This window comes from Pseudoalteromonas sp. P1-11 (assembly GCF_001399995.1).
Classification (GTDB): Bacteria; Pseudomonadota; Gammaproteobacteria; order Enterobacterales; family Alteromonadaceae; genus Pseudoalteromonas; species Pseudoalteromonas atlantica.
Genome location: NZ_LJSP01000001.1, coordinates 21357 through 43284 on the forward strand (window position 1 = coordinate 21357; position 21928 = coordinate 43284).

The following is a 21928-nucleotide window of genomic DNA, read 5'->3' on the forward strand; positions in this document are numbered from 1 at the left end:
TAATGCACGCTATTTTTATAAAATAAAAAAGCCCTAATATTTAATTAGGGCTTTTTTGCAATAACTGGAAGAGGTTAGCTCTCTTCTTTATTTTTTGTTTTAGCGGGGTCTTTTAACACCGACATTTTTGGCGGCTGAAGTGCAAAGATACGCTCGCCCTCCTGCGGTGGCTTTTCCATATTACTGGTAAATGGGCGAAGCTTTACTGGCGTATCGTCGTCGTTGTCTTTATCACCTTTTAAAATAAACAACGGGATCGCTTCAGGGTTCATCTCTTGGTATTTTTCCCAATCAAATTCTTCTGAAATACGCGTCGCACTCACTTTACCGCCTTTAGCAATAATACTGCTTAGGCGAGCGTAAGAGCCATCTTCACCAAACAAAATTTGTCTAGATAGGAATGTTGCACTGTCTTTATTCGCTTTAGCATGCGAGGTAGATGAGCGCAGTGAAAATACATTTTTTTCATTCAACAAGTGAGAAAAATATTGTACACCAAGCGCATTATGGTGGCGGTTTGGTGAAAGTGCTAATACCGTTCTTATTGTTGTGAGCGGCAAGTAACGCTCAGCATGCTCTGATTGTGGGTTACCATAATAACAGGCAAGGCCGTCCATACGAGCCATTTTACAGTTCTCCCATGCGGGGTCTGATAGATGAACAGGAATGCTTTGCTCTTGTAAGCCTTTACCTATAGCGCGAGATACATGGTTTGCACCAATAATCAGTATGGTATTTGGAGAAGGTTGGCGCACGCCCAATAACTTAGCAACAGGAATAGCAGTTAAGCTTTGCAATACCACAGTGATGATAATAACGGTAAATATTAACGGCACCATTTTTTCTGCATCAGCTACGCCAGCTTCCATCATACTTAGCGCAAATACCGAGCCAACAGCAGCTGCAACAATACCTCTAGGGGCTATCCACGATAGCACCAAGCGCGATTTCATTGGCAAGTCAGTACCAAAAGTAGATATGGCAATACACAATGGACGCGCTATAAATAACACCACTGCAAGGAATATAAATACGTCGCTGTCTAACATCATCAAGTCAGAAAGCTGTAGCCGCGCAGCAAGTAAAATAAACAGTGATGATATTAAAATCATCGATAAGTCTTCTTTAAACTCAAGTACAGAATCGATTTCTAAATCATTTTGATTGGCAAGCCAAATACCAAATACGGTAACAGCCAATAATCCCGATTCATGACTTAAGTGATTAGATACCGAAAAGCTAATAAGCACCAAGGCAAGTATGCCAAATTTATGTAGTTCAAACGGTAGCCATTCACGGCGCATAAGCTGTGTGGTGATCCACCCCGCAACAACACCGATAGAAAGCCCTACGCCGACTGTTTTAACAAGTGCAACAATAGTGTGGCTAAGCACTTCTCCTTGGCCTACCAGCATGACTGCTTCAAATACAAGCACAGCAAAAAGAGCGCCGATTGGGTCAATTACAATGCCTTCCCATCGTAATATACGGTCAATATCTTGTGTTGGGCGCATCGAATTAAGTAAAGGGGCGATTACCGTAGGCCCTGTTACTACTAGCACAGCGCCTAATACTGCAGCCACCCGCCAGTTAAGCTCAAGTAACCAATAGGCACTTAAGCTTATTACCACACAGGTGGTGATCATGCCGATAGAGCACAGGTTACGTACGACCTTACTTATGCCTTTTAATTCTCTAAAGTGCAAAGTAAGGGAGCCTTCAAATAAAATGACAGCAACACTCAGTGACACAACAGGAAATAATAAATCACCCAGTAAAGCATCAGGGTCTAATACACCACTAAACGGCCCTAGCAATAAACCGGTAAGCAATAAGAACAAAATAGCGGGTACTTTAAACGCCCACGCTACCCATTGGGCAAGCACCGAACAAAGTGCGATACCGGCTATATAAATTGCTGACATAAATTAAGAATTCCTTATTTATCACAATGTGAAAAGTATAACTTTTGTTAAATATTAATACAGGGGTATACACGTGAAATGTTTAATTTGCTAATAAAATTTTAGCGCTTAATACAAAAATTGTAGGTTAAACTTATTGATTTATTTATAAAAATTGAATTAAAACACAAAAATAAATATAACTCTTTGATTTTAAATGATTAACCACTTAGAGGTGAGGCGTAGCTATACATTAGAGTGATTTTTAGCCTTGATCTTACCCCTTGAAATGTCGTATTATATTTAGAGTTCAAACAATTAGTCATCTAAATATAATTTTGCAAAATAACGGTATGTATTAATACTAGCGTCATATTTGCCCTGTAATAATAGATTTGTACGCTATTTTTACCATTAATTAGTAGCTATTGTATTATTGAATATCTTGGTATGGTTTTTTCAAACAAGTTTATTTAAGCAATTAAGTAAATAAATGTTTGAGTTGAACTATTACTTTCAATGTTTAGCTCCCATCGTGGCGGCTAAATCTCGGTCCTTAAGTCATCACCCTATCTGTTGGTGTATCTGACTTTAGAGGCTCTATGTATGTTGTTAACAAAAAGGCCGCACACAGCTTTTTACAGCGATACATAAACAACACTTTTTATTTTTATATTTAATAGACCTCCATTTATTTTGGTTGGTGCTGTTTCATGTCTTTACAAATCTAAAAGCAATTTTAGGTCGTGTATTTGCGTGCGTTTAAAAAGTGTATAAACAAACAACCTATTCGAAATTGCGTGTTTTTTACGCAATTACCTAGTTTTAGTTCACACTATGTGAATGCAGATAAAATGGAAAGTTGAGATTTTATGCAAAAGTTAAATTGGCGTCGTATTGTTTTAAAAGTAGGTAGTGCATTAATTGCTCCAGATCAAGATGGGTGCCGTTCACGCTACTTATTAACCATTGCGCAATTTATTGTTCGCTGTCGTGCTCGTGGTATTGAAGTTATTTTAGTATCTTCAGGCTCAGTAGCTGCAGGCTCACACTTATTCCCATCTGACATTCCACGTTCAGTTGTGATGAAAAAAGCGATGGCAGCAGCAGGTCAAACTGAAATGATGGCTATGTGGGATCGCTTTTTCGATTTTCCATCAGCGCAATTATTATTAACCCATGGTGATTTACGTGACCGTGAGCGCTATGAAAGTATTCGCGAAACTATTTTTACTTTGTTAGAGCATGGTGTACTGCCTATCATTAACGAAAATGATGCTGTAACAACGGATGACTTAAAAGTAGGTGACAACGATAACTTATCAGCCATGGTAGCGGCGGCCGCTGATGCCGATGCATTAATGATTTTTTCTGATGTAGATGGGCTGTATGATAAAAACCCAAATTTGCACGACGATGCAGTTTTACTGCCTGAAATAAAATCAATTGATGAGTCTATTTATGCTATGGCAGGATGTGCTACAAGCTCTGTAGGAACCGGTGGCATGAAAACCAAAATTGAAGCTGCCGAAAAAGCAACGTCTCACGGTATTGCTACTTATATTATTAATGGCTTTAAAGAAGAAACCTTTAATAGATTATTGGCAGGTGACAACCCTGGTAGTGTTTTCCTTCCTTACGAAAAACCAATGCAAGAAGCTGTGCACTGGATGACGCATACAGCCAATGAGCAAGGTGAAGTAGTTGTAGATGGCTCGTTTGATGAGTCTCTTGAAGGTGAAAACGGTTGCATACGTGGCGATGAAATAATGGAAGTTCATGGTGAGTTTGCCATTGGCGATACCATTTTAGTTAGAAGCGAGGATGGCACACGTTTAGCAAAAGCCACCGCAAATTATAGTAGTTGCTTGTTAAGCTTTATTGCAGATAACGAGCAAAGTGAATTTAGCGAAAAAATGCAGGATTCTATTGGTCCTGTTATTTCAGAAAAAGATATCGCATTATTGGAGAAGTCATGAGTTTGATTACGGATATTTCACGCCAGGCAGCAAAAGCTGCAAACACACTTGCTTTACTCGACACCGAGACCAAAAACCAAGTGTTAACCGAAATGGCGGCAGCATTACGCGCAGAAAAAGCATTTATAATTAAAGAAAACGAAAGTGATTTAAGCGCAGCACGCGATAATAACTTAGCCGCTTCGATGATCGACCGCCTAACGCTTAACGAAGAGCGCATTGAAGCAATGGCAGAAGGTATTGAAGTTATTGTAAGTTTAGATGATCCTGTCGGTCAGCTACGCGACATTACAGAGCGCCCAAATGGCATTAAAATACGTAAAATGCGTGTGCCATTAGGTGTTGTATGTATGATTTACGAAGCGCGTCCTAATGTAACTGCGGATGCAGGCGCATTGTGTTTTAAATCGGGTAATGGTGTTATTTTACGCGGCGGTAAAGAAGCCCTTAAAAGCTCGCAAGCCATTGCGAGTGTAATGCACGGTGTACTTGAAAAACATAACTTACCTAAAGCACTGATCTCAGTTATTCCTGATCCAGACCGTGCATTGCTTATGGAGCTAATGCAGCAACGCGAAAGTATTGATTTAATCATCCCACGTGGTGGCGAAGGCTTAATTAACTTTGTTACAGAAAACAGTACTATTCCTGTTATTCAGCACTTTAAAGGGGTGTGTCATTTATACGTAGATAAAGATGCCGACTTAGAGGTTGCACTTAATTTACTATTAAATGGTAAAACACAGCGCACAGGCGTATGTAATGCGCTTGAAGGGCTAGTGGTTCACCAAGACGTTGCTGATGAATTTTTAAATTTATGTGCCGTTGTATTGCGCCAAGAAGGTGTGAAAATTAATGCAGATGAGCAAGCTGCAAAATACTTCGATAATGCTACAGTACTTGCTGATAATGAATTTGGTGAAGAATACTTAGATTTAGAAATTGCTATTCGTGTAGTACCAAGCTTTAGTGCTGCTGTGGAGCATATTGCTCAATTTGGTTCAAACCACACTGAGGTTATTTGTACTAAAAACGATACTGCGGCTGAGCTTTTCCAACGCAGTGTTGATGCATCGGTAGTGATGGTAAATGCATCATCGCGTTTCTCAGATGGCTCGCAATTAGGGTTAGGTGCTGAAATTGGTATAGCTACAACTAAGCTACATGCTTATGGTCCTATGGGGCTTGAATCACTTACAACTGAAAAGTATTTAGTTAATGGCGAAGGCCAAGTACGTAAGTAATATACTTCACATATAAAAAACGCCGATTGTTTAATCGGCGTTTTTTTATGCATTTTGCAAAGTATGGTTTAGTTTTTCTAACCAGCTTTCTAATGGCTCAGGCCGGTGCAGATGGTACCCTTGTAGGATAACCTCAGGGTACTCTTGTAATAAGTCAAAGTGCGATTGATTCTCGACCCCCTCCGCTACCACTTCTAATTGAAACAACCTGCCAAGGCTGACAATCATATCAATAATTAATTTATCGTTGTTATCAGTGGGGGCTTCAAGCACAAATGAGCGATCTATTTTTAGCTCATGAATAGGTAACTGTTTTAAGTAGGTTAAACTTGAGTAGCCCGTGCCAAAGTCATCTATTGATACACGTACGCCCAGCTTTTTAAGGTAGTGCACGGCTTCAATGGCCGCTTCCATGTGATTAAGTAGCGTCCCCTCTATTATCTCTATTGTGAGTTGCTGAGGATTAATATCAACACTTTTAATTTGTTGGCTTATAAAGTTTAAAAATCGCGGTTCATGAAAATGTCGACCGCTTATATTTACCGAAATATTCAAACTTGGGTGGCTGTATTTAAGCTTGGTAAGTAAATTAAGTGCATTAGTTGTAACCCAGCAGTCTAACTCAAAAATAACATCAGATTCTTCAGCTATTGATATAAATTCACATGGGCTTATAAAGCCTTTTTGAGGGTGATTCCAGCGCAGCAGTATTTCTGCGCCTTTTAACGTTTGCTTACTATCAAATTGCGACTGTAAAAATATGGATAGCTCATTTTGAGGAATGGCTTTTCTTAAGTCTTGTTCAATTTCAAAGCGTCGTTTAGCCTGCTCGCCAAATGTGGTATCAAAAAATGTAACTCTGTTTCCGCCTTTTTCTTTGGCTTTATAGCAGGCTGCTTCACAATTTCTGATTGTCTCAATAGCACTTTCCCATACATCGTCTCGCGGGAAAATATAAGTGCCTATACTAATTGTTAAGCTAACCTCTTGCCCATCAACGTCAAAAGGGTGGTTGACTGCGTTTAAAAGCTCTTGCGCTTTGTTTTCGGCGATTGATTGCGCACGTGTACGCCCAATTCCTTTATCTACGCTACATAAGGCGGCAAATTCATCACTGCCTAAGCGTGCAATAATATCTTTTTTATCTACATTGGCATGAATACGCTGAGCAAGCTCCTTTAAAATATTATCCCCTGCTAAAAGCCCTAAGCCATCATTAATAGAGTGGAAGCTATCAATGTCAATAATATAAATATAGGCACATGTTTTATCGCTACTGCAATCTTGTAGTTGCTGTTCTAATTGCTTTAAAAAACCGTTACGGTTTGGCAGCTTAGTAAGCTCATCATGCCAAGTTAGGTAATCTATGCGCTCTTGCGTTACCTTTACGCTTGAAATATCACTAAAAACGCCAATGTAGTGAATGTTGGTATCTTGCTCGCTTTTTACCATGCTAAGTGTTAATAGCTCAGGGTATAGCTCGCCATTTTTTCTTCGGGTTACAAGTTCACCGCTCCAGTAGCCCGCTTCGTTAGCGTGCTTCCATACCTCATCAAAGCTAATACTTGGGTGATTATTTTGTTTTATCTCTTTTAAATCCATTTCCAGTGATTCAGCTTCGCAATAGCCGGTAATTCTACAAAATGATGGATTAACAGCGATAATCTTGCCATCGCTATTAGTAATTACAACACCATCGGCGGTACTAGTAAGTGCCTGGTAAAATAACTTTTGCTTAGATGACAGCTGCTTTAGCTCTTCCTCGCGTTGGCTTAACTCTTTTGCAAGGGCTTCTATTTCGAGTAATTTGTCGTGTAAGTCAAAGTTTTTTTCGATAAGTCTGTCTAGCATGCCTTGTGCAGTAATGTGTGTACGTATGCGGGCTCTAACCAAAGCTAACTTGTAAGGTTTATGGATATAATCAATGGCGCCCATTGCAAAGCCTTTCTCTTCAGACTCTACTTCAGTAAGTGCGGTGACAAAAATGATGGGAATGCCTTTGGTATTTTGCTTTGCTTTTAATCTTTTACATACTTCATAGCCATCCATGCCTGGCATCATAATATCGAGTAAAATTAAATCTGGGCGTGTGGATTCAACAAATACAAGCGCTTGTTCACCACTTGTTGAAATGCGTACATCGTAGTCTGCAAGTAGGCCCTCAACTAATACATGTAGGTTGCTAGGTTCATCATCAACAATGAGTATCAAAGGCTTTCGCGGTTGAGTTACTGCAGGTTGATTGTTGCCAGCTAGAAAGGTTGAATGCACACTAAATCCTTATTCTTTAATTACCCCTTAAAGTTAGTTTATAGTTGCCATAATTGTCTAGTTTTTATAGTTATTTCTGTATTTATCAATAAGTTTAATCACTAAAGCGTAGTTAAAGTTATCTATTGCCTCTTTTAGCTTGAATAATGGATGGGAATGATCGAATTTTTGAAGCGCAATTTCTCTAACTAATTTACTAGGAATAGGACGGGCAGATAACGCTAAAGAATAGATTTCATCAATTAATGTATCTGGATTTTGCCCAGAGCTTATAGCTTCTGGCTGATGATTATAAGAGTTTGTTACCAGTAGCTGTCTTACTGCATAAAGTGCTAAGGTCAATTGTTCTTTAAAAACACTAAGATCGGTGCATGCGTTACTGCTCAGTTCTAACTCTGCTTTTTTAGCGCTTTGCTCTAGTAGCTCTAACCCTAGGGTGCCGGCTAAGCCTTTTAAGTTATGCATCGCTCTAGCTAATGTTTTATGCTCATTATTTTTCAAGTGCTTTACAGCTACCTCCATAAAGTGGCTGTAATCGGTATTAAACTTAGTGAATATTGAATTAATGAGTTCATTATTATCTTCAAGATTAGACCGTGCTACATCGAGGTTTAATGTACTTAACGTATGGGTTTTTGTTAGATGCTTTTCTATGCTGTCACAAAGCAGACCAAATAATAACGGCTTGACTAAATAGTCATCCATGCCTGCTCGAATGGCGGCTTTTTTATCATTAGAAAATACAGCTGCAGTTACAGCAACAATAGGCGTTGTATAACCCCTTTGACGCAGTATACGTGTCGCTTCTAGGCCATCCATCACTGGCATTTGAATATCCATAAAAATAATATCAATTGTGTTTTCTTCTACTTTAATGAGTGCTTCCTCGCCATTACTTGCAGAGATAACAGTCATATTCATTTTAGTTAATAGTGCTTCAAGAATCTCTTGGTTTACAGGGTTATCATCTACTGCAAGTGCGGTGTAACCGGTAAACTGTGGGTAAGACTCTCCTTCTTTAAGCTGTGTTGAGTCGGGTAATAATAAACGCATTAACTGAGAATCAGTGTGAGTATTACCTATTGTTATAATATCAATATGATCGCTATCGGGGACTGCCTGCGGGTGCTCTTGATCGTTAATGAGTAAAATAAGCAGCAGTTTGTGTTTATTTTTTTGTTTTTGTAAGTACAGTTGCTGCAAAATAAAATTATCTTTTAGTTCTTTGTGTGACAACGTCATGATCACAATATTAAAAGGGTTACTCGGTTGAGACATTTTTGCAATTGCACGTAGCGGCTCTTGGGTAATTTCTGCAGTAATATCAGCGTTACTTAATAACTTAGTGAGTGATTTTATTTGCTCAGCATCGGGACTAATTAGTAAGGCATGCTTTTTAAGCGCTTCTTTGCTCGTCATTTTAAACGGTAGTGTAAAATAAAACTCACTCCCGACGTGGGGTGTGCTGCGTACTTGTATTTCGCCGCCTAGTAACTTGGTTAGTTGCTTACAAATAGTTAAACCTAATCCGGTGCCGCCATATTTACGTGTTGTACTGGAATCGCCTTGGTAGAACGAGTCAAAAATTGAGGCGGTTTGCTCTGGCGTCATGCCTATGCCTGTGTCTTTAATACCAAAGCGTAACTGTATTTGCTGCTCATCTTGTGTTGTGGCCTCAATTGTTACAGTTACTTCACCGCGCTCTGTAAATTTAATGGCATTACCTACACAGTTATTAATAATTTGACTCAAGTGCAGTGGATCGCCCATCAGCTCAAGCCCTGCATCAACATGCAATACAAAATTAAGGCGCAACCCTTTTTGTTTCGCATTTACCGAAAATAAATTTTTTACATTAGAAACAACGGTATGCAAAGTAAAAGGGATTGATTCAAGCTTTACTTTGTCAGACTCAAGCTTTGAAAAGTCGAGTACGTTATTAAGTATTTGCAGTAAGTTTTGAGCACTAGAAAACGCTTTATCTGCATAGTGTTTTTGTTTTGCTGGAAGAGCGCTGCTTTGTAATAGCTGCAGCATGCCTAAAATACCGTTCATTGGAGTGCGAAGCTCATGGCTCATATTAGCTACAAAGTCACCTTTCGCTTGGTTGGCATTTTTTGCTTGGGTGATGGCAACTGTAAGCTCTTTATTCATTAATTCCATTTTAGAATTAAGCGCTTGGGTTTCTGCTAGTAGCTCTTTTGTTTGTTTGTTTTTTAAATACAGCGCATTAGCCGCGGTAATAACCGAGTTAATTTCATTTTGATGATGCTCATCACTATTTAGTGTTACTTGCTTTTCATTGCTCATATCATTTAACAGCTTAGTTAATTTCGCAATGGGCTTAATGACAGAGTTAAATATAAAAAAGGTAATTACTATTATGATAACAGTGATCAGCGCGGCAAAAAGGTTGGCCATTTCGGTACTTTTTAATACGTGGTCTCTTAGCTGCTGCTCGGTCTGGGTGAGCTTTTGCTTCTCTACATCCCTAATTTTTTCGGCTAGGTAAAGCAGCTCGTTTTCTATTCCTGTTAAAACTACATTTATCGAAAACGTATAGCTACGGGTTAAAATAACTAATTGGCTATACGCTTGCTCAAGCTCGTCAGTATTATTAAGTAGGTTAACATTAGCGGTTTCAATACTCGCCAGTAGGGTATTTAAGTGTGCTAGGTTATCTTGCACATTTTGTGCTTCATCATAATTTGGCTTGTGTAAATAATTGGTTGTTGCTTGTTCTATATTGCTAATAGTTAAAAGGGTATTCACTATTTTATTTTGCTTGTTGGTTAGCGTGTTTTTTTTAAGCTCATTAAGTTGTGCTTTTAGCGCTTCAATAGGTTGTTTGAACTGTGTAATGTACAGCTGCTCTCGTTTGGTTCTGTTAACGACTACGCGATTAAATGTATCTTGATAATTATTTAAGTACTCGTTAAGGCGCTTTATATTGTTTTGATAGTTTTCATCATACTCATTTAAATATGTACTTAGCGTATCTAAATCCCTTTTTGCAGCATTTAAGTGCATATTAAACTTTTCAATGGTATTGCTATTAGCATGATCTAGATAAGCAATGGCTTGGCTTTGTAAAGAAATCACATCGCTTTCTAAACGGGTAACGGACTCGCTTTGTAATAAAGCTTTGTGCTGCGCATTTTGCAGCTCAAAAAGTGATTTTTGCGAATAATTGAATAGGTAACTTTGCAAAATTAATAAAGTAATTAACACGCATAGGGCAATTATTATTTTTGATTTTATTGAACGGGTTATCATTATCTGCTTATTAACTCATACCATTTTTGCAAGCTGTAATCGTAAGTCGGCATAACGCTATTCCAAACAGCTACATTGCTTAAGCGTTTTAAATAGCTACCACCATTTCGCTGCTCGCCGGCTTTTACTGCGACTTGTTTTTGGGTGTTTAGTAAGTCAACCGTAGTGGGCTTGCCTAAGTACCAGTAATCCCATTCACTTGGTGAAAGCATTGCTTTTGAGCGCTGTGGATTACTAATGTAATACCCTTGGCGAGCAATAAATGCGCCGGCCCATCCCGAAAGCCACCAGTTCATGTAATCGTATGCGGCATCTTTTTGGTTATTATTAACCTGTGACGATAAGCACATTACCCCATGCCAGCCACGGTAGCCCTCTTTTGGAGCGGCAAATCGCACGTTAACATTTTGACTATTGAGCGCGGCCACAGCGGGGGAAAACATACTTTCTATGTGCACGCGTTGGCTTTTCATAAATTCAACAGACTCTGGCACCGAGTTCCAATAACCTGCAAAATGCCCTTGGCGTTTATAGTCAATTAAAATACTAAATAAACGGTCAAGCTCAGAGCGAGTAATCGCACCAATATCTTTAAATGTTATTAACCCTTTGCTTTGTGCTGCCAAGGCAAGGTCAAATAAGCCAATTGTGGGTGCATTTACAATACCTACTTTACCTCGGTGGGCATCATCAAGTAACCAGCCCCAGCTTTCAGTTTCGTAGGCAATACCAGGTTTTATTTTGGCGGTGTTATAGCCAAAAGAGTCAACATTATGTACATAGGGCAAGAAGCTAATGTAATCGCTTTCGTTTGCGCTTAGTGTGCCGTCCTCTTGTACATTGAGTAATTTATAAGGGGCGTCGCCTGCACCTAATTTTGCATCGGGAGTGAGCTTCCCTGTTTTGGTAAGAGAATTTATTTCATTAAAGTAGGTTAGCCGTTTTTTTTCTATGGGCTGAATAGACCCCGCCCGCCAAAGCACATTTATACTGTTTGACCATTGCTCATATAAATCAAATGAGCCAGGGTCCATAGAGGCTTTTTGTAATACGGCAGCACTACCTGCAGGGGAAAATTCTATATTTATGCCTAAATCAAGCATTGCTTGTTTACGAATGCCTTCTTGTAGCGTTACATGTGTTCCTAAGACTCTTAGGGTTACTTTTTTTCGGGCAAACACATATGGTACATGAGTAACTACACCCGCGGTTAAACCGATGACAGCGAGCTTTTTTAATGTGGTGCGTTTAGGGGTATCCATTGTTTAAGCCAAAAGTATCACTGCTACAGATGAGATAATTTATAGCCAACAAAGACTAAACAAACAAGGAATGCGCAAATATAAAAGTTATTTTGTAGAAGATAAAAGAATAATAAGGCGATGAAAAATAGGAAGTAATAGAAGAGTAGGAAAGTGGTGGAGCTAAGCAGGATCGAACTGCTGACCTCCTGCGTGCAAGGCAGGCGCTCTCCCAGCTGAGCTATAGCCCCACATTCCTAAATTACATAGTTGTAATTACTTGGCTGCTGAGTTCCAAGCGGGGTGAACTTTAAATATTTTTATAAATTTGGTCAAGTATTTTTTAGCAATATTTAACTGTTATCGTTTATTTTTGATAGACTCGAGAAAAATACCTCGCGAAACGACAAAAACAATGAAAAAAAGTATCTGTATACTTGCTTTGCTACTTGCAGGGTGTGCCAGTAATGAAGCGCCTCCTTATGAAATAAATAACAAGCAGTTTTATGAGAACGTGGATGAGCAAGGTAACAAAATATTTGCTTATGTTGTATCGGTAAAGGCTGAGCATCGCAGTAACATAAACTTAAATAACGGCGGGCGAGGCGAAAAAAGACCGAGCCGCTCTGATGTAAAACGTTACATAGAACAAGAACACTTCGAAGACTCTAGTGTGTTAAAACTTAAGCTTGAGGATGAAGCCGTCAGGTTTTTAAACGAAACCCTCAGTGAAAATAACTATTGTGAAAATAAACACGAAATTACACAAGTACTATGGCGTGACTTAAGTGTGCAGCTAAGAGGGCGTTGTTTGTAGTATGTTGGCCGATAAAGCAAAGCTTGCGCAGTTGTTAGCGCAATTAGGTATAAATTACGATGTAATAGAACACCCTGCGTTACATACCAGTTTAGATGCTGATGCATTTATGGTGGAGCGCCCAGGTACGCGACTTAAAAACTTGTTTTTGCGTGATAACGAGGGCAAAAAGCACTTTTTAGTAATTACCGCACACGACAAACAGCTCGATTTAAAAACCCTATCTAAGCAACAGGGGCTTTCTCGGTTGGGGTTTGCCTCTAGCGAGCGGTTAGCACGTTATTTAAAAGTGGCGCCCGGATGTGTGTCTATGCTTGCTTTAGCAAACGATAAACAAAGCAATGTTACTTTGTGGCTTGATCAAGATATTTGGTTTAACGAGCTGTTTCATTGTCACCCGTTTGAAAACACCCAAACTTGGCTGCTTTCAAAAAATGATTTAAATACCTTTTTTGAGCATACAGGGCATCAGCCTCGGGTAATGTTTTTACCTTCTCGATAGCCTAAAGTGACTAAGACTAAACCAATAAAACACACACTCAGTAAGCAAAGCATAAATGCAGTTTGCCCTGAGTGTTGATAAACAATACCAGGCAATAACGAGCCCAGTGCCCCGCCACTATAATAAAACGATACATACCCGCCATTCGTTACACTTGCAGGCGCTTTGCTAATCTTGTTAACAAGTGGAGCAGCACTTGAGTGTATAACAAACATAGCAGCACAAAATAACGTAAACGCGATTAAAAACACACTCAGTTGCTGGCTTATAAGTAATACAATGCTTAAGTTATACACGATAAAAACCGCAGCAAGTAAATGCCAAGCTGAAGGCACTTTTTTAGCAAGCCAAGGTGTTGCAATAGATGCTAAAGCACCGATTAAGTAGCCGCTGTACACTAAGCCAATATCGCGTGTGTTTGTAATTAAAAAGGTGTTTTGCAAAATAAACGGTAGGTAATTTAATAAGGCTGCAAAGCAAAAAAACATACAAAAAACGGCGCCATACAATTTTAGTACTGCCGCATCTTTTAGCTGCTTAATATACGTTAACGGCGTAAGTGCTGACTGATTAGATACCACAAAGCCCGTGGGCTTTATACTTATAGCCAGGCCAATAAGCACAATCGAAATAACATAATAAAAACTTTGCCAATGCCATACATCACTAAATAAAGCGGCCAATACTCGGCCAAAGTAGCCCCCAGCTATGGTACTGCCTATGTATAAGGTCATATTTTTTTGTAAGGCATCTGCGCTGTAACGTATACCAATAAAGCTTGTCATCGCGGTGAGCGCGGCAGGTAAGGTTAAGCCTTGTATAAAACGCACCAAAAGTAATAGCTCAAAACTTGGCGCTACTGTAAACAGTATGCAGCTCACTCCTAAAATAAACATAGCAATACGTAAAATAATAAGCGGGTTTTGCTTGGCTAAAAATAGCCCATAAACCAAAGGTGCAATTGCTAGAGGCAGCATGGTTACGCTCATTAAGCTGCCGGCAAGCGCTGGGGAGACGTTAAATTCGCTAGCAAATAAGCTCAATAAAGGCTGAGGTGCGTACAGCACAAAAAATATAAACACCGAGCAAATAAGTAAATGAGCAAAACGCATTGTAAGGCTTAAAACATAAGCTGATAAGTTAGCCAAAGTATATGAAAAATGGCTTATATTTCATAGGTTAAATCATTAACAATTGCGCTAAATCAAAGTGTATATTCAGCCCTTTGCTAGATTAATGCTAATAGCACTGTTATTTGTACTCGTTGGTGATTAAAATAAACCTAATATAAGTTTTTAGTGGAACAAAGCCATGGGTTCATTACAAGACCAATTGCTGCAAGCAGGGTTAACAACATCGCACAAAGCTAAAGTTGCTAAGTCAGAAAAACGTAAGCAACAAAAAAAGCAAAAAAAAGGGGCTACCAGTAACCCAAGCGATCTGCAAAAGCACATACAGCAAACTAAATTAGAGCAGCAAAAAAAGGCTGAAGAACTTAACCAGTCGCGCCAAGAAGAGCTTAAGCAACGTGAGCAAGTTGCTCGTGTTAAGCAAATACTTGAGCACCATAACCAAGACTCTATCCGCGGTGAGCGTACCTTTAATTTTACTTACGATAACAAAGTAAAAGGGATAGATGTAAACGAGAAAACCCAAAAAGCGTTATCGGGTGGTCGTTTAGCTATTTGTGTACTGGAAGGGCAGTTTTACGTACTCGATGATGAGCCGGCGCGTAAAGTCGCAGAAGTTGATGAAAAGTACATTGTTTTTCATGTTGAACCTGAAAACAAACCAAAAGATGAAGACGACCCATATGCAGACTTTGAAGTACCAGATGATTTAGTATGGTAAGTGTCTGTTCAGTATTGTTTGCTAAAGTAACAACAATGGCTGAAAACGTAGTCATGTTTGTTTGATCGCCTAACGTAAATTGATACGTATGCTTTTTACTAGATTGTTTACTACAATCAATAGACTATTTTCTAACCGTCAAAAAGAAGAGTAATATAATGAGCAAGATGAAAGCACTAATAGTAGGCGCGGGTATTAGTTTAGCCGCAAGTTTTTCGTTTAACGCCGCCGCTGCTGATGGCGAAGCCCTTTACACCCAAAAAATGTGTCAAACATGTCACGGTGCAGAAGGTAAAGCACCTATTATGGGCGCATACCCTAAAATTAATGGTCAAAACAAAGACTATTTAGTGGCCCAAATGAAAGATATTAAATCGGGCGCGCGTAGCAATGGTATGACTGCCGCAATGAAAGCAATGGTTGCAACGGTAACGGACGAAGAGTTTGAAGCAATTGCTGACTACCTTTCAAAGGTAAAATAAAGCACCGCGTTTAAAAACGTATTATCGTTTTAAATTAAAGCGCAGCGTAAACAGCCACACAATTGTGTGGCTGTTTTGTTTGTGTTTGCTATAAAATTAATACTGCTTTAGACTTCTAAACATCTATTCGTACTTGTGTTGTTGTACGTATTTTAAAAGGTTGATTATGATTGATTTACCCCAACTAGATTTAAAAAATAAAGTGTCGGAGCAAGAGTGGCAATTGCGCGTAGATTTAGCAGCTTGCTACCGATTAGTAGAGCATTTTCGTTGGGGGGATTTAATATACACGCATTTATCGGCACGTTTACCTGGCACGGATCACTACCTTGTAAATGCGTTTGGCTTAACGTTTGACGAAGTAACTGCATCAAACCTAGTAAAGGTTGATTTGCACGGCAATATTATTGACGACACCCCCTTTAGCATTAACCCAGCAGGTTTTACTATCCATAGCGCAATTCACGAAGTGCGTGAAGATGCTCATTGTGTTATTCACTTACATACAAAAGAAACCATTGCCGTTGCTACACAAAAAAATGGCCTATTGCCACTAAGCCAATACTCTATGTTTTCGCTCCCTTCGCTGTCGTACCATGGCTATGAAGGGCTGGCTGTAAATGATGACGAGCGCAAAGTATTACAAGATGATTTAGGCAATACCAATCATATGCTATTGGTAAATCATGGTGGCTTAACCGTAGGTCCAACCGTAGGCGATGCCTTTATGCGTTTTTATGACTTGCAACGTGCCTGCGAAATTCAGCTTGCATTACAAGCCAGCTCACAAGAGGTTATTCCGGTGCCGCAGCCAATTATCGACAATATTTATAACCAAGCTAATGTGGTACATAGCGGCAGCACAGGTGGGCAATTAGCGTGGCCTGCCATGTTACGAAAAGCGTACCGACTTGATCCCAGTTTTGCACAATAGCCAGCGTGGCTAATAAGGAATTTTAATGAAAGTAAATCGCGTAGAAGTATTTGATATTCATTGCCCAGAGCGTCCAGCCTGGACGCCGGTTTTTGTACGTATTCATACCGATGAAGGTATTAGTGGTGTAGGTGAGGCTGGTTTAGCTTACGATTTAGGCCACAGCGCAGCAGCAGCAATGATAAAAGAAATGGCTGATGCTTTTTTAATTGGGCACGACCCGTTTCAAACCGAAAAGTTATGGTCGCGTATGTTACGCGAAAGCTTTTGGGGTTTAGGTGGCGGCCCTGTTGTTTATGCAGCAATGAGCGCCATAGATACAGCACTTTGGGATATAAAAGGTAAAGCACTTGGTTTACCGGTATACCAATTACTGGGCGGCAAAGTAAACGATAAGCTGCGTACTTACGCATCGCAGTTACAGTTTGATTGGGACAGCGAATTTAAAGCGTTAGTACAACCGCAAGAATACGCAGAAGCTGCGTTAAAAGCGATTGGCGAAGGTTATGATGCAGTAAAAGTTGACCCTATCCAATACGATAAAGACGGCAATACGTATTACGACCGTACTAAAATAATTTCTCGCGCTGAAATGAAGCTATACCGTGCTCGTATGCAAGCTATACGTGAAGCAGTTGGTGACGAAGTGGATATTATTTTTGAATGCCACAGCTTACCTGGCGCGACCTCTGCTATACAAATTGGTGAAATAGCCGAAGAGTTTGATTGCATGTACTACGAGGAGCCAGTTAACTACTTAAACCATTCTTTACATGCAAAAGTAGCAGATAAAGTGGCAGTGCCAATTGCAGGCGGTGAGCGTTTATACAACCGCTGGGGTGTGCGCCCTTATTTAGAAGATCAAAGCATTGATGTACTTCAACCTGATATCGGTTTATGTGGTGGCTTTACTGAAACTAAAAAAGTATGTGACTACGCCGATATTTTTGATGTGCGTATTCAGGCGCATGTATGTGGCGGGCCTGTTGCTACAGCTGCATCGCTTCATTTAGAAACCGCTATTCCTAACTTTTTGATTCATGAGCATCATACATATGCCATTAAAAAGTGGAACCGAGAGCTGTGCTTACAAGATCCACAACCAAAAAATGGCTTTTTTGAAGTATCAGAAGAGCCAGGCTTAGGCATTGAATTAAATGATGAGATTGTTATGCGCTCGCAGCGTGTAGAAATTAAATAATTTAAGCTTTATTTAAAGAGCGTTATTTAAATACTATTTTTTAAAGTAAAAGCCGGTAAGTGATAGCTCACTTACCGGCTTTTTTATAGCTGTGTTTCTCTAATACCTATGAGCAATACCATTTGAATAGTTAGTGAGTTTAATTGGCAAGATTAATTGTACACGTAACGCCTTTTATCTCAGCGGTGGCTTTACTATCAAGGTGGCGTATATAGCAGCGATTATTATTTATCATTAACTCAAATTGATCGGGAAAGTTAAGCTGTTGATTGGCTGTTATATCGCTACGGTTTGTGTTTTTAAGAGTAAAGGTACTGGTGTGAATAAAGATATCGTCAGCAAGCGTTACGTTTTTTATATGCATTAAGCGCTCTATAACACTCGCTACCGCTTGGCTATTTGGCTTGGTAAGTAAGGCATGATGCAGCTTAGGAGTAGGCTGCGTGTTAGATGCGCAACCACTTAAAATAGTTAATATGCCAAGGGCTGATAATCGCGAATGTATTGTCATAGTCATTGCCGCATTTACGTAAGTGGTTAAATTTAATATAGCTTATCTAGGATATGTTATAAAAATGCTTAGCATTTGCGTAGCTAAGGTTGTGCCATATTTTATTTGTTTTACACAAAGCTTGATGGCTATGCCAAACATCATTATAGCTTGCGTTAATTTGGCAAACCGGAAAGTTACTCGCAAACATAATGCGCTGCTCGCCAAAGTACGAGAGCATAGTTTCAAAACAATCTTGTTGCTGTTGTAAATTCAACGCTAAAAGCTCAAAACCCGAAAACTTAATCGCTATATTATTGTGCGCACTTAGCATGCGAATGCTTTGCTGCCAGTTATTAATATTATTAGGTAGGCCGCCATGGTTTATTATTATTTTTAGCTGAGGCAGCGCCTTAGCGTAACGAGCAAGCTGAGCGGCTATTGCGGTATTTTCAAGCTCAAACTGGGCTTCATAATGCAGTCCTTGCTGGCAAAGGGTTTGCAAATTACTAAAGCACTCTGGGTTTAATAATCGCTGTGCATCTGCGCCTTCGGTTATATCCCGTATGCCTATTAAATGCGGGTGGGCAAGGGCGTTTATTGCTTTTGCAAATTGCACAGGTGCGCAATCTAACTGAGCGTAACTAATGGCTTTAAAGGGAAGCTTTTTTAAATGCGCCGTTAGCCAATTAAGTTCGTTAATGGGGGCGTTGTTATCAAAACCTGCCTCTATATGTACTATACCGGCGAGGGTAAAGTCACTGCTCTCTAGTAGCTCTTTTTCGCTAATAGGTTGTTTTATTAACTCTAAATTTGGCCATGCTGGTGGGTTTTCGCCTTGCAGCCAGGTATATTGCCCCTCGGCAAGGTTAAAAAAATGCACGTGGGGGTCAATAATTTTAAGGCTCATCGGCATGTGCTCATTGTGTGGTATAGCCGCCATCAATATGTTGTAGGCTACCGGTTATAAAGCTTGCATCATCACTTGCTAAAAAGCTAACTAACGCGGCAACTTCATCAGCTTGTCCTAGGCGGTTTAGCGGTTGAAGGCTTGCCTCTTCTGCCACTATATCGGCCTTGTTAGCCCCACTTTTTTTACAATAAGCATCTATCGCGTTGTGAAATAGAGGGGTTTCTATTGTCCCTGGGCATACCGCATTCGCGCGAATATTAAATTGGGCGTAATCAAGCGCTGTGGTTTTTGCCATAGAAGCAAGAGCATGCTTTGTCAGGTTGTAGGCAAACGAGTTAGGTTTACCAATTATTGCCTGATCTGAGGCTATTAAAATAATGGCGCCATTGTTTTGCGCTTTCATGCTGGGTAGTACACTTTGTACAGCCGCATAGGCCCCTTTAACGTTCAATGCAAATAATGCATCGAAAGTGTCCTCATCGGTACCCTCAATGCTAGCACTGAGGTGTTTACCTGCGTTAGAAACAAGTACATCTATGCGTGAGCTTTGTTTACATATGGCCGTAATACAGGCTTTTACAGCACTAACATTACTCACATCGCATTGGTGAAAAACCCCCAGCTCGCTGTACTCAATATCCAGATTGTGCACCGTGTAGCCATTTTCAATAAAGCGTTTTACAACCGCTAATCCAATGCCTTTTGTACCGCCTGTAACAATAGCAACCTTAGACATACATGCTCCTAATTTAAGGTGTGTGATTAGTGAGAGTGACCACAGCCGCCTTCAGCGTGAACATGGCCATGCGAAATCTCTTCACTGGTTGCTTCACGAACCGATACCACTTCTAAATCAAACGTTAGCGTTTTGCCTGCAAACGGGTGGTTTAAATCGCAATCTGCATTAAAGCGGCCTACTTTAACTAATGTTACCTGGTGTTGGCCTTGGTTTGAGTGCACCATCGCAGTCATACCTGGTTTCCACACTTTTACGTCACCTTGTAGGTGCTTAAGCGGAATACGCTGAATTAAATCGTCAACGCGCTCACCGTATGACTCGCTTGGCTCAAGTGTTACGCTAAACTTATCGCCTGCGGCTTTGCCTTCAAGGGCTTTTTCTAAGCCAGGAAGCATGCCTTCGCTGCCATGAATATAGCTAAGAGGCGCGTGGTTTACACTGCTTTCTAGTTGCTCGCCCGCTTCGCTTAATGTGTAATGAAATTCAACTGCTGAATTTTTGCTAATTTGCATGCTTGTCTCTTTAAGTTTTTGACTAAGTTAAAAGCCGATTTTACGCGAAATACCGAGCTTTATAAACTCAGCGTGGTTGAATAAGTGATTTTTGTAGATCTTGCAGTAAATCTTGTTTTTGCTGCGGCTGTTTGGGTTTTTCTGCCTGGGGAATAAATAGCGTTAATTGCGTGCCAGGCTTTAAAATGCTTGAGGCACTTAAGTTGTTCCATTTAGCTAAATCACTGTGCGGCACTTCGTAAAGCTGACTAATGCTCCACAAGCTATCGCCTTGTTTTACTTCATAGTCTATTTCAAGAGTGGGGATCACGACTTCTTGTGGCTCTAAATAAGGACTAATTTGATAATCTATAGTGAGCGATTTTGGGAGCGTTTTAGGCTGTCCAACCAGCAGTTTTTCACCTATGCCTATCATATTATTTTGTTTGCCATTGAGCTGCTTTAACGCGTTTACCGACATGCTGAAGCGCCTTGCAATGCTGTATAGCGTATCATTTTTTTTAACGATGTATTCGCCTGCAAAATTAGACTTAAAAAACTGACTTTTCAACAGTGCTTCTTGGCCGATAGGTAAAAGCAATGAGTGGGGGCCATTAGGTGAGCTTTGATTTTTTAAATAGCCTTGGTTAAGCGCGTGCAACTGTTTTGAGCCAACCCCAGAGAGCTTAGCGATGACCGAAAAATCAAACTGTTGGCCAACATTCATTTGCGTTGTTATTGGTTTATTAGCCAGTTTAGGGCGCTTAAAGCCTTTTTGCGGGTGTTTAACTAAGTAGCTTAGCGCTAACAGTTTAGGTACGTAGTCGGCCGTTTCTTTTGGCAGCTTTAGAGAAAAGTAATCGGTACTTTTACCGCGCTTTTTATTTCGCTCAATGGCTCGTTTAACACGCCCCTCACCACTATTATAAGCCGCTAGGGCGTGTAGCCAGTCGCCATCAAAGCGTTTGTGTAAATAGCTGAGGTATTCAAGTGCGGCATCGGTGGAGGCAAGTACATCTTGTCGGCCGTCATACCACTGATCGGATTTAATCCCAAAATGATGCGCTGTGGCGGCCACTAACTGCCAAACACCTACTGCTTGCTGCGATGAGGCAATGGTGGGTCTAAAATCACTTTCTACAAAGGGCAGTAAAGCCAGCTCCATAGGCAGGCGCTTTTGCTCAATTTTTTTTACGATATGATACAAATAAGGCGCGGCGCGTTTATTTAACGTGGGTAAATAGTTAGGTTGTTTTAAATACCAGTTAATACGCTTTTTTAAGGCGCGATTTTGATACACCGTAAAATGTAGGTTGTTGGCAATATGCACCCATAGGTTTTTAGCTTTGGCGGGGCGCTTTTTTACAATTGTTTTTTTTGCCTTTACCGGCGGCGCAGTATTGGCTTGCTGTAATTGTTTTGGCTGTACAGGCTCAAGCTCTATTTGGTTTTCGTAGCTTGGCTCAAAGTGAGTAAAAATTTGTGGTGCGTCTGTTTCGGGTTGTGTTTGTGTGCTGTTACAGCCATACAAAAAAATAATTACACAACTTACAAGCAATCCACGCATCTTCATCTCTTATCTACAATCCTTTA

General features: G+C 40.1%; 18 protein-coding genes and 1 tRNA gene. 8 read left to right on the top strand and 11 right to left on the bottom strand.

What is annotated here, in order from left to right:
• Positions 1-74: 74 nt before the first annotated feature.
• Positions 75-1925 carry a sodium:proton antiporter gene (locus tag AN390_RS00110; protein ID WP_024031470.1) on the bottom strand — a complete coding sequence of 617 codons (1851 nt, stop codon included), beginning with the start codon at positions 1923-1925 and terminating at the stop codon, positions 75-77.
• A gap of 851 nt (positions 1926-2776) precedes the next feature.
• Between AN390_RS00110 and proB the strand changes: the two genes are divergently transcribed.
• Complete coding sequence (gene proB, locus AN390_RS00115) at positions 2777-3883, top strand: glutamate 5-kinase (RefSeq protein WP_004587658.1); 1107 nt, start codon at positions 2777-2779, stop codon at positions 3881-3883.
• The gene (locus AN390_RS00120; protein ID WP_004587657.1) at positions 3880-5127 is read left to right on the top strand and encodes a glutamate-5-semialdehyde dehydrogenase; all 1248 of its coding nucleotides are present in this window, start codon (positions 3880-3882) and stop codon (positions 5125-5127) included. The genes proB and AN390_RS00120 overlap by 4 nt, the downstream gene beginning before the upstream one ends.
• A 45-nt stretch (positions 5128-5172) precedes the next feature.
• Here AN390_RS00120 and AN390_RS00125 read toward each other — a convergent pair whose 3' ends face one another.
• From AN390_RS00125 to AN390_RS00140, 4 genes are all read right to left on the bottom strand, one after another.
• Positions 5173-7398 (bottom strand): EAL domain-containing protein, encoded by a 2226-nt coding sequence (locus AN390_RS00125; RefSeq protein ID WP_024031468.1) that lies wholly within the window; start codon positions 7396-7398, stop codon positions 5173-5175.
• 57 nt (positions 7399-7455) lie between these two features.
• Positions 7456-10674, bottom strand: coding sequence for an ATP-binding protein (locus AN390_RS00130; RefSeq protein WP_055252584.1), 3219 nt, complete (start codon positions 10672-10674; stop codon positions 7456-7458).
• Positions 10674-11936, bottom strand: coding sequence for a PotD/PotF family extracellular solute-binding protein (locus AN390_RS00135; RefSeq protein WP_055252585.1), 1263 nt, complete (start codon positions 11934-11936; stop codon positions 10674-10676). Before AN390_RS00135 ends, AN390_RS00130 begins: the two co-directional genes overlap by 1 nt.
• A gap of 154 nt (positions 11937-12090) precedes the next feature.
• Positions 12091-12166: transfer RNA gene (locus AN390_RS00140), tRNA-Ala, on the bottom strand.
• Between the two features lie 164 nt (positions 12167-12330).
• Between AN390_RS00140 and AN390_RS00145 the strand changes: the two genes are divergently transcribed.
• Together AN390_RS00145 and AN390_RS00150 are read left to right on the top strand one after the other, a co-directional pair.
• Complete coding sequence (locus AN390_RS00145; protein WP_024031465.1) at positions 12331-12732, top strand: hypothetical protein; 402 nt, start codon at positions 12331-12333, stop codon at positions 12730-12732.
• A 1-nt stretch (position 12733) separates the two neighbouring features.
• Positions 12734-13234 (top strand): prolyl-tRNA synthetase associated domain-containing protein, encoded by a 501-nt coding sequence (locus AN390_RS00150; protein WP_004587652.1) that lies wholly within the window; start codon positions 12734-12736, stop codon positions 13232-13234.
• On the opposite strand, the gene AN390_RS00155 is transcribed toward AN390_RS00150, so the two are convergent.
• Positions 13201-14346, bottom strand: a complete 1146-nt coding sequence (locus tag AN390_RS00155; RefSeq protein ID WP_055252587.1) for an MFS transporter — start codon at positions 14344-14346, stop codon at positions 13201-13203. The genes AN390_RS00150 and AN390_RS00155 overlap by 34 nt on opposite strands.
• Positions 14347-14545: 199 nt before the next feature.
• Here AN390_RS00155 and AN390_RS00160 point away from each other — a divergent pair, with 199 nt between their 5' ends.
• The 4 genes from AN390_RS00160 to AN390_RS00175 all read left to right on the top strand — a co-directional run bounded on the left by AN390_RS00160 (position 14546) and on the right by AN390_RS00175 (position 17702).
• Positions 14546-15085 (top strand): DUF2058 domain-containing protein, encoded by a 540-nt coding sequence (locus tag AN390_RS00160; RefSeq protein ID WP_004587650.1) that lies wholly within the window; start codon positions 14546-14548, stop codon positions 15083-15085.
• A 158-nt stretch (positions 15086-15243) separates the two neighbouring features.
• Complete coding sequence (locus AN390_RS00165) at positions 15244-15567, top strand: c-type cytochrome (RefSeq protein WP_004587649.1); 324 nt, start codon at positions 15244-15246, stop codon at positions 15565-15567.
• A 166-nt stretch (positions 15568-15733) separates the two neighbouring features.
• The gene (locus AN390_RS00170) at positions 15734-16501 is read left to right on the top strand and encodes a class II aldolase/adducin family protein (RefSeq protein ID WP_024031462.1); all 768 of its coding nucleotides are present in this window, start codon (positions 15734-15736) and stop codon (positions 16499-16501) included.
• Positions 16502-16526: 25 nt separating this feature from the next.
• Positions 16527-17702 carry a mandelate racemase/muconate lactonizing enzyme family protein gene (locus AN390_RS00175; protein WP_054983246.1) on the top strand — a complete coding sequence of 392 codons (1176 nt, stop codon included), beginning with the start codon at positions 16527-16529 and terminating at the stop codon, positions 17700-17702.
• Between the two features lie 139 nt (positions 17703-17841).
• On the opposite strand, the gene AN390_RS00180 is transcribed toward AN390_RS00175, so the two are convergent.
• The 5 genes from AN390_RS00180 to AN390_RS00200 form a co-directional block, all read right to left on the bottom strand.
• Entirely contained in the window at positions 17842-18213 is a 372-nt protein-coding gene (locus tag AN390_RS00180) for a hypothetical protein (RefSeq protein ID WP_055252589.1), read from the bottom strand.
• 46 nt (positions 18214-18259) lie between these two features.
• Complete coding sequence (locus AN390_RS00185; protein WP_055252591.1) at positions 18260-19102, bottom strand: amidohydrolase; 843 nt, start codon at positions 19100-19102, stop codon at positions 18260-18262.
• A gap of 10 nt (positions 19103-19112) precedes the next feature.
• Complete coding sequence (locus AN390_RS00190) at positions 19113-19841, bottom strand: SDR family NAD(P)-dependent oxidoreductase (protein ID WP_055252593.1); 729 nt, start codon at positions 19839-19841, stop codon at positions 19113-19115.
• Between the two features lie 26 nt (positions 19842-19867).
• Entirely contained in the window at positions 19868-20356 is a 489-nt protein-coding gene (locus AN390_RS00195; protein WP_024031457.1) for a peptidylprolyl isomerase, read from the bottom strand.
• 67 nt (positions 20357-20423) lie between these two features.
• The gene (locus AN390_RS00200; RefSeq protein WP_055252596.1) at positions 20424-21902 is read right to left on the bottom strand and encodes a LysM peptidoglycan-binding domain-containing protein; all 1479 of its coding nucleotides are present in this window, start codon (positions 21900-21902) and stop codon (positions 20424-20426) included.
• Positions 21903-21928: the final 26 nt, after the last annotated feature.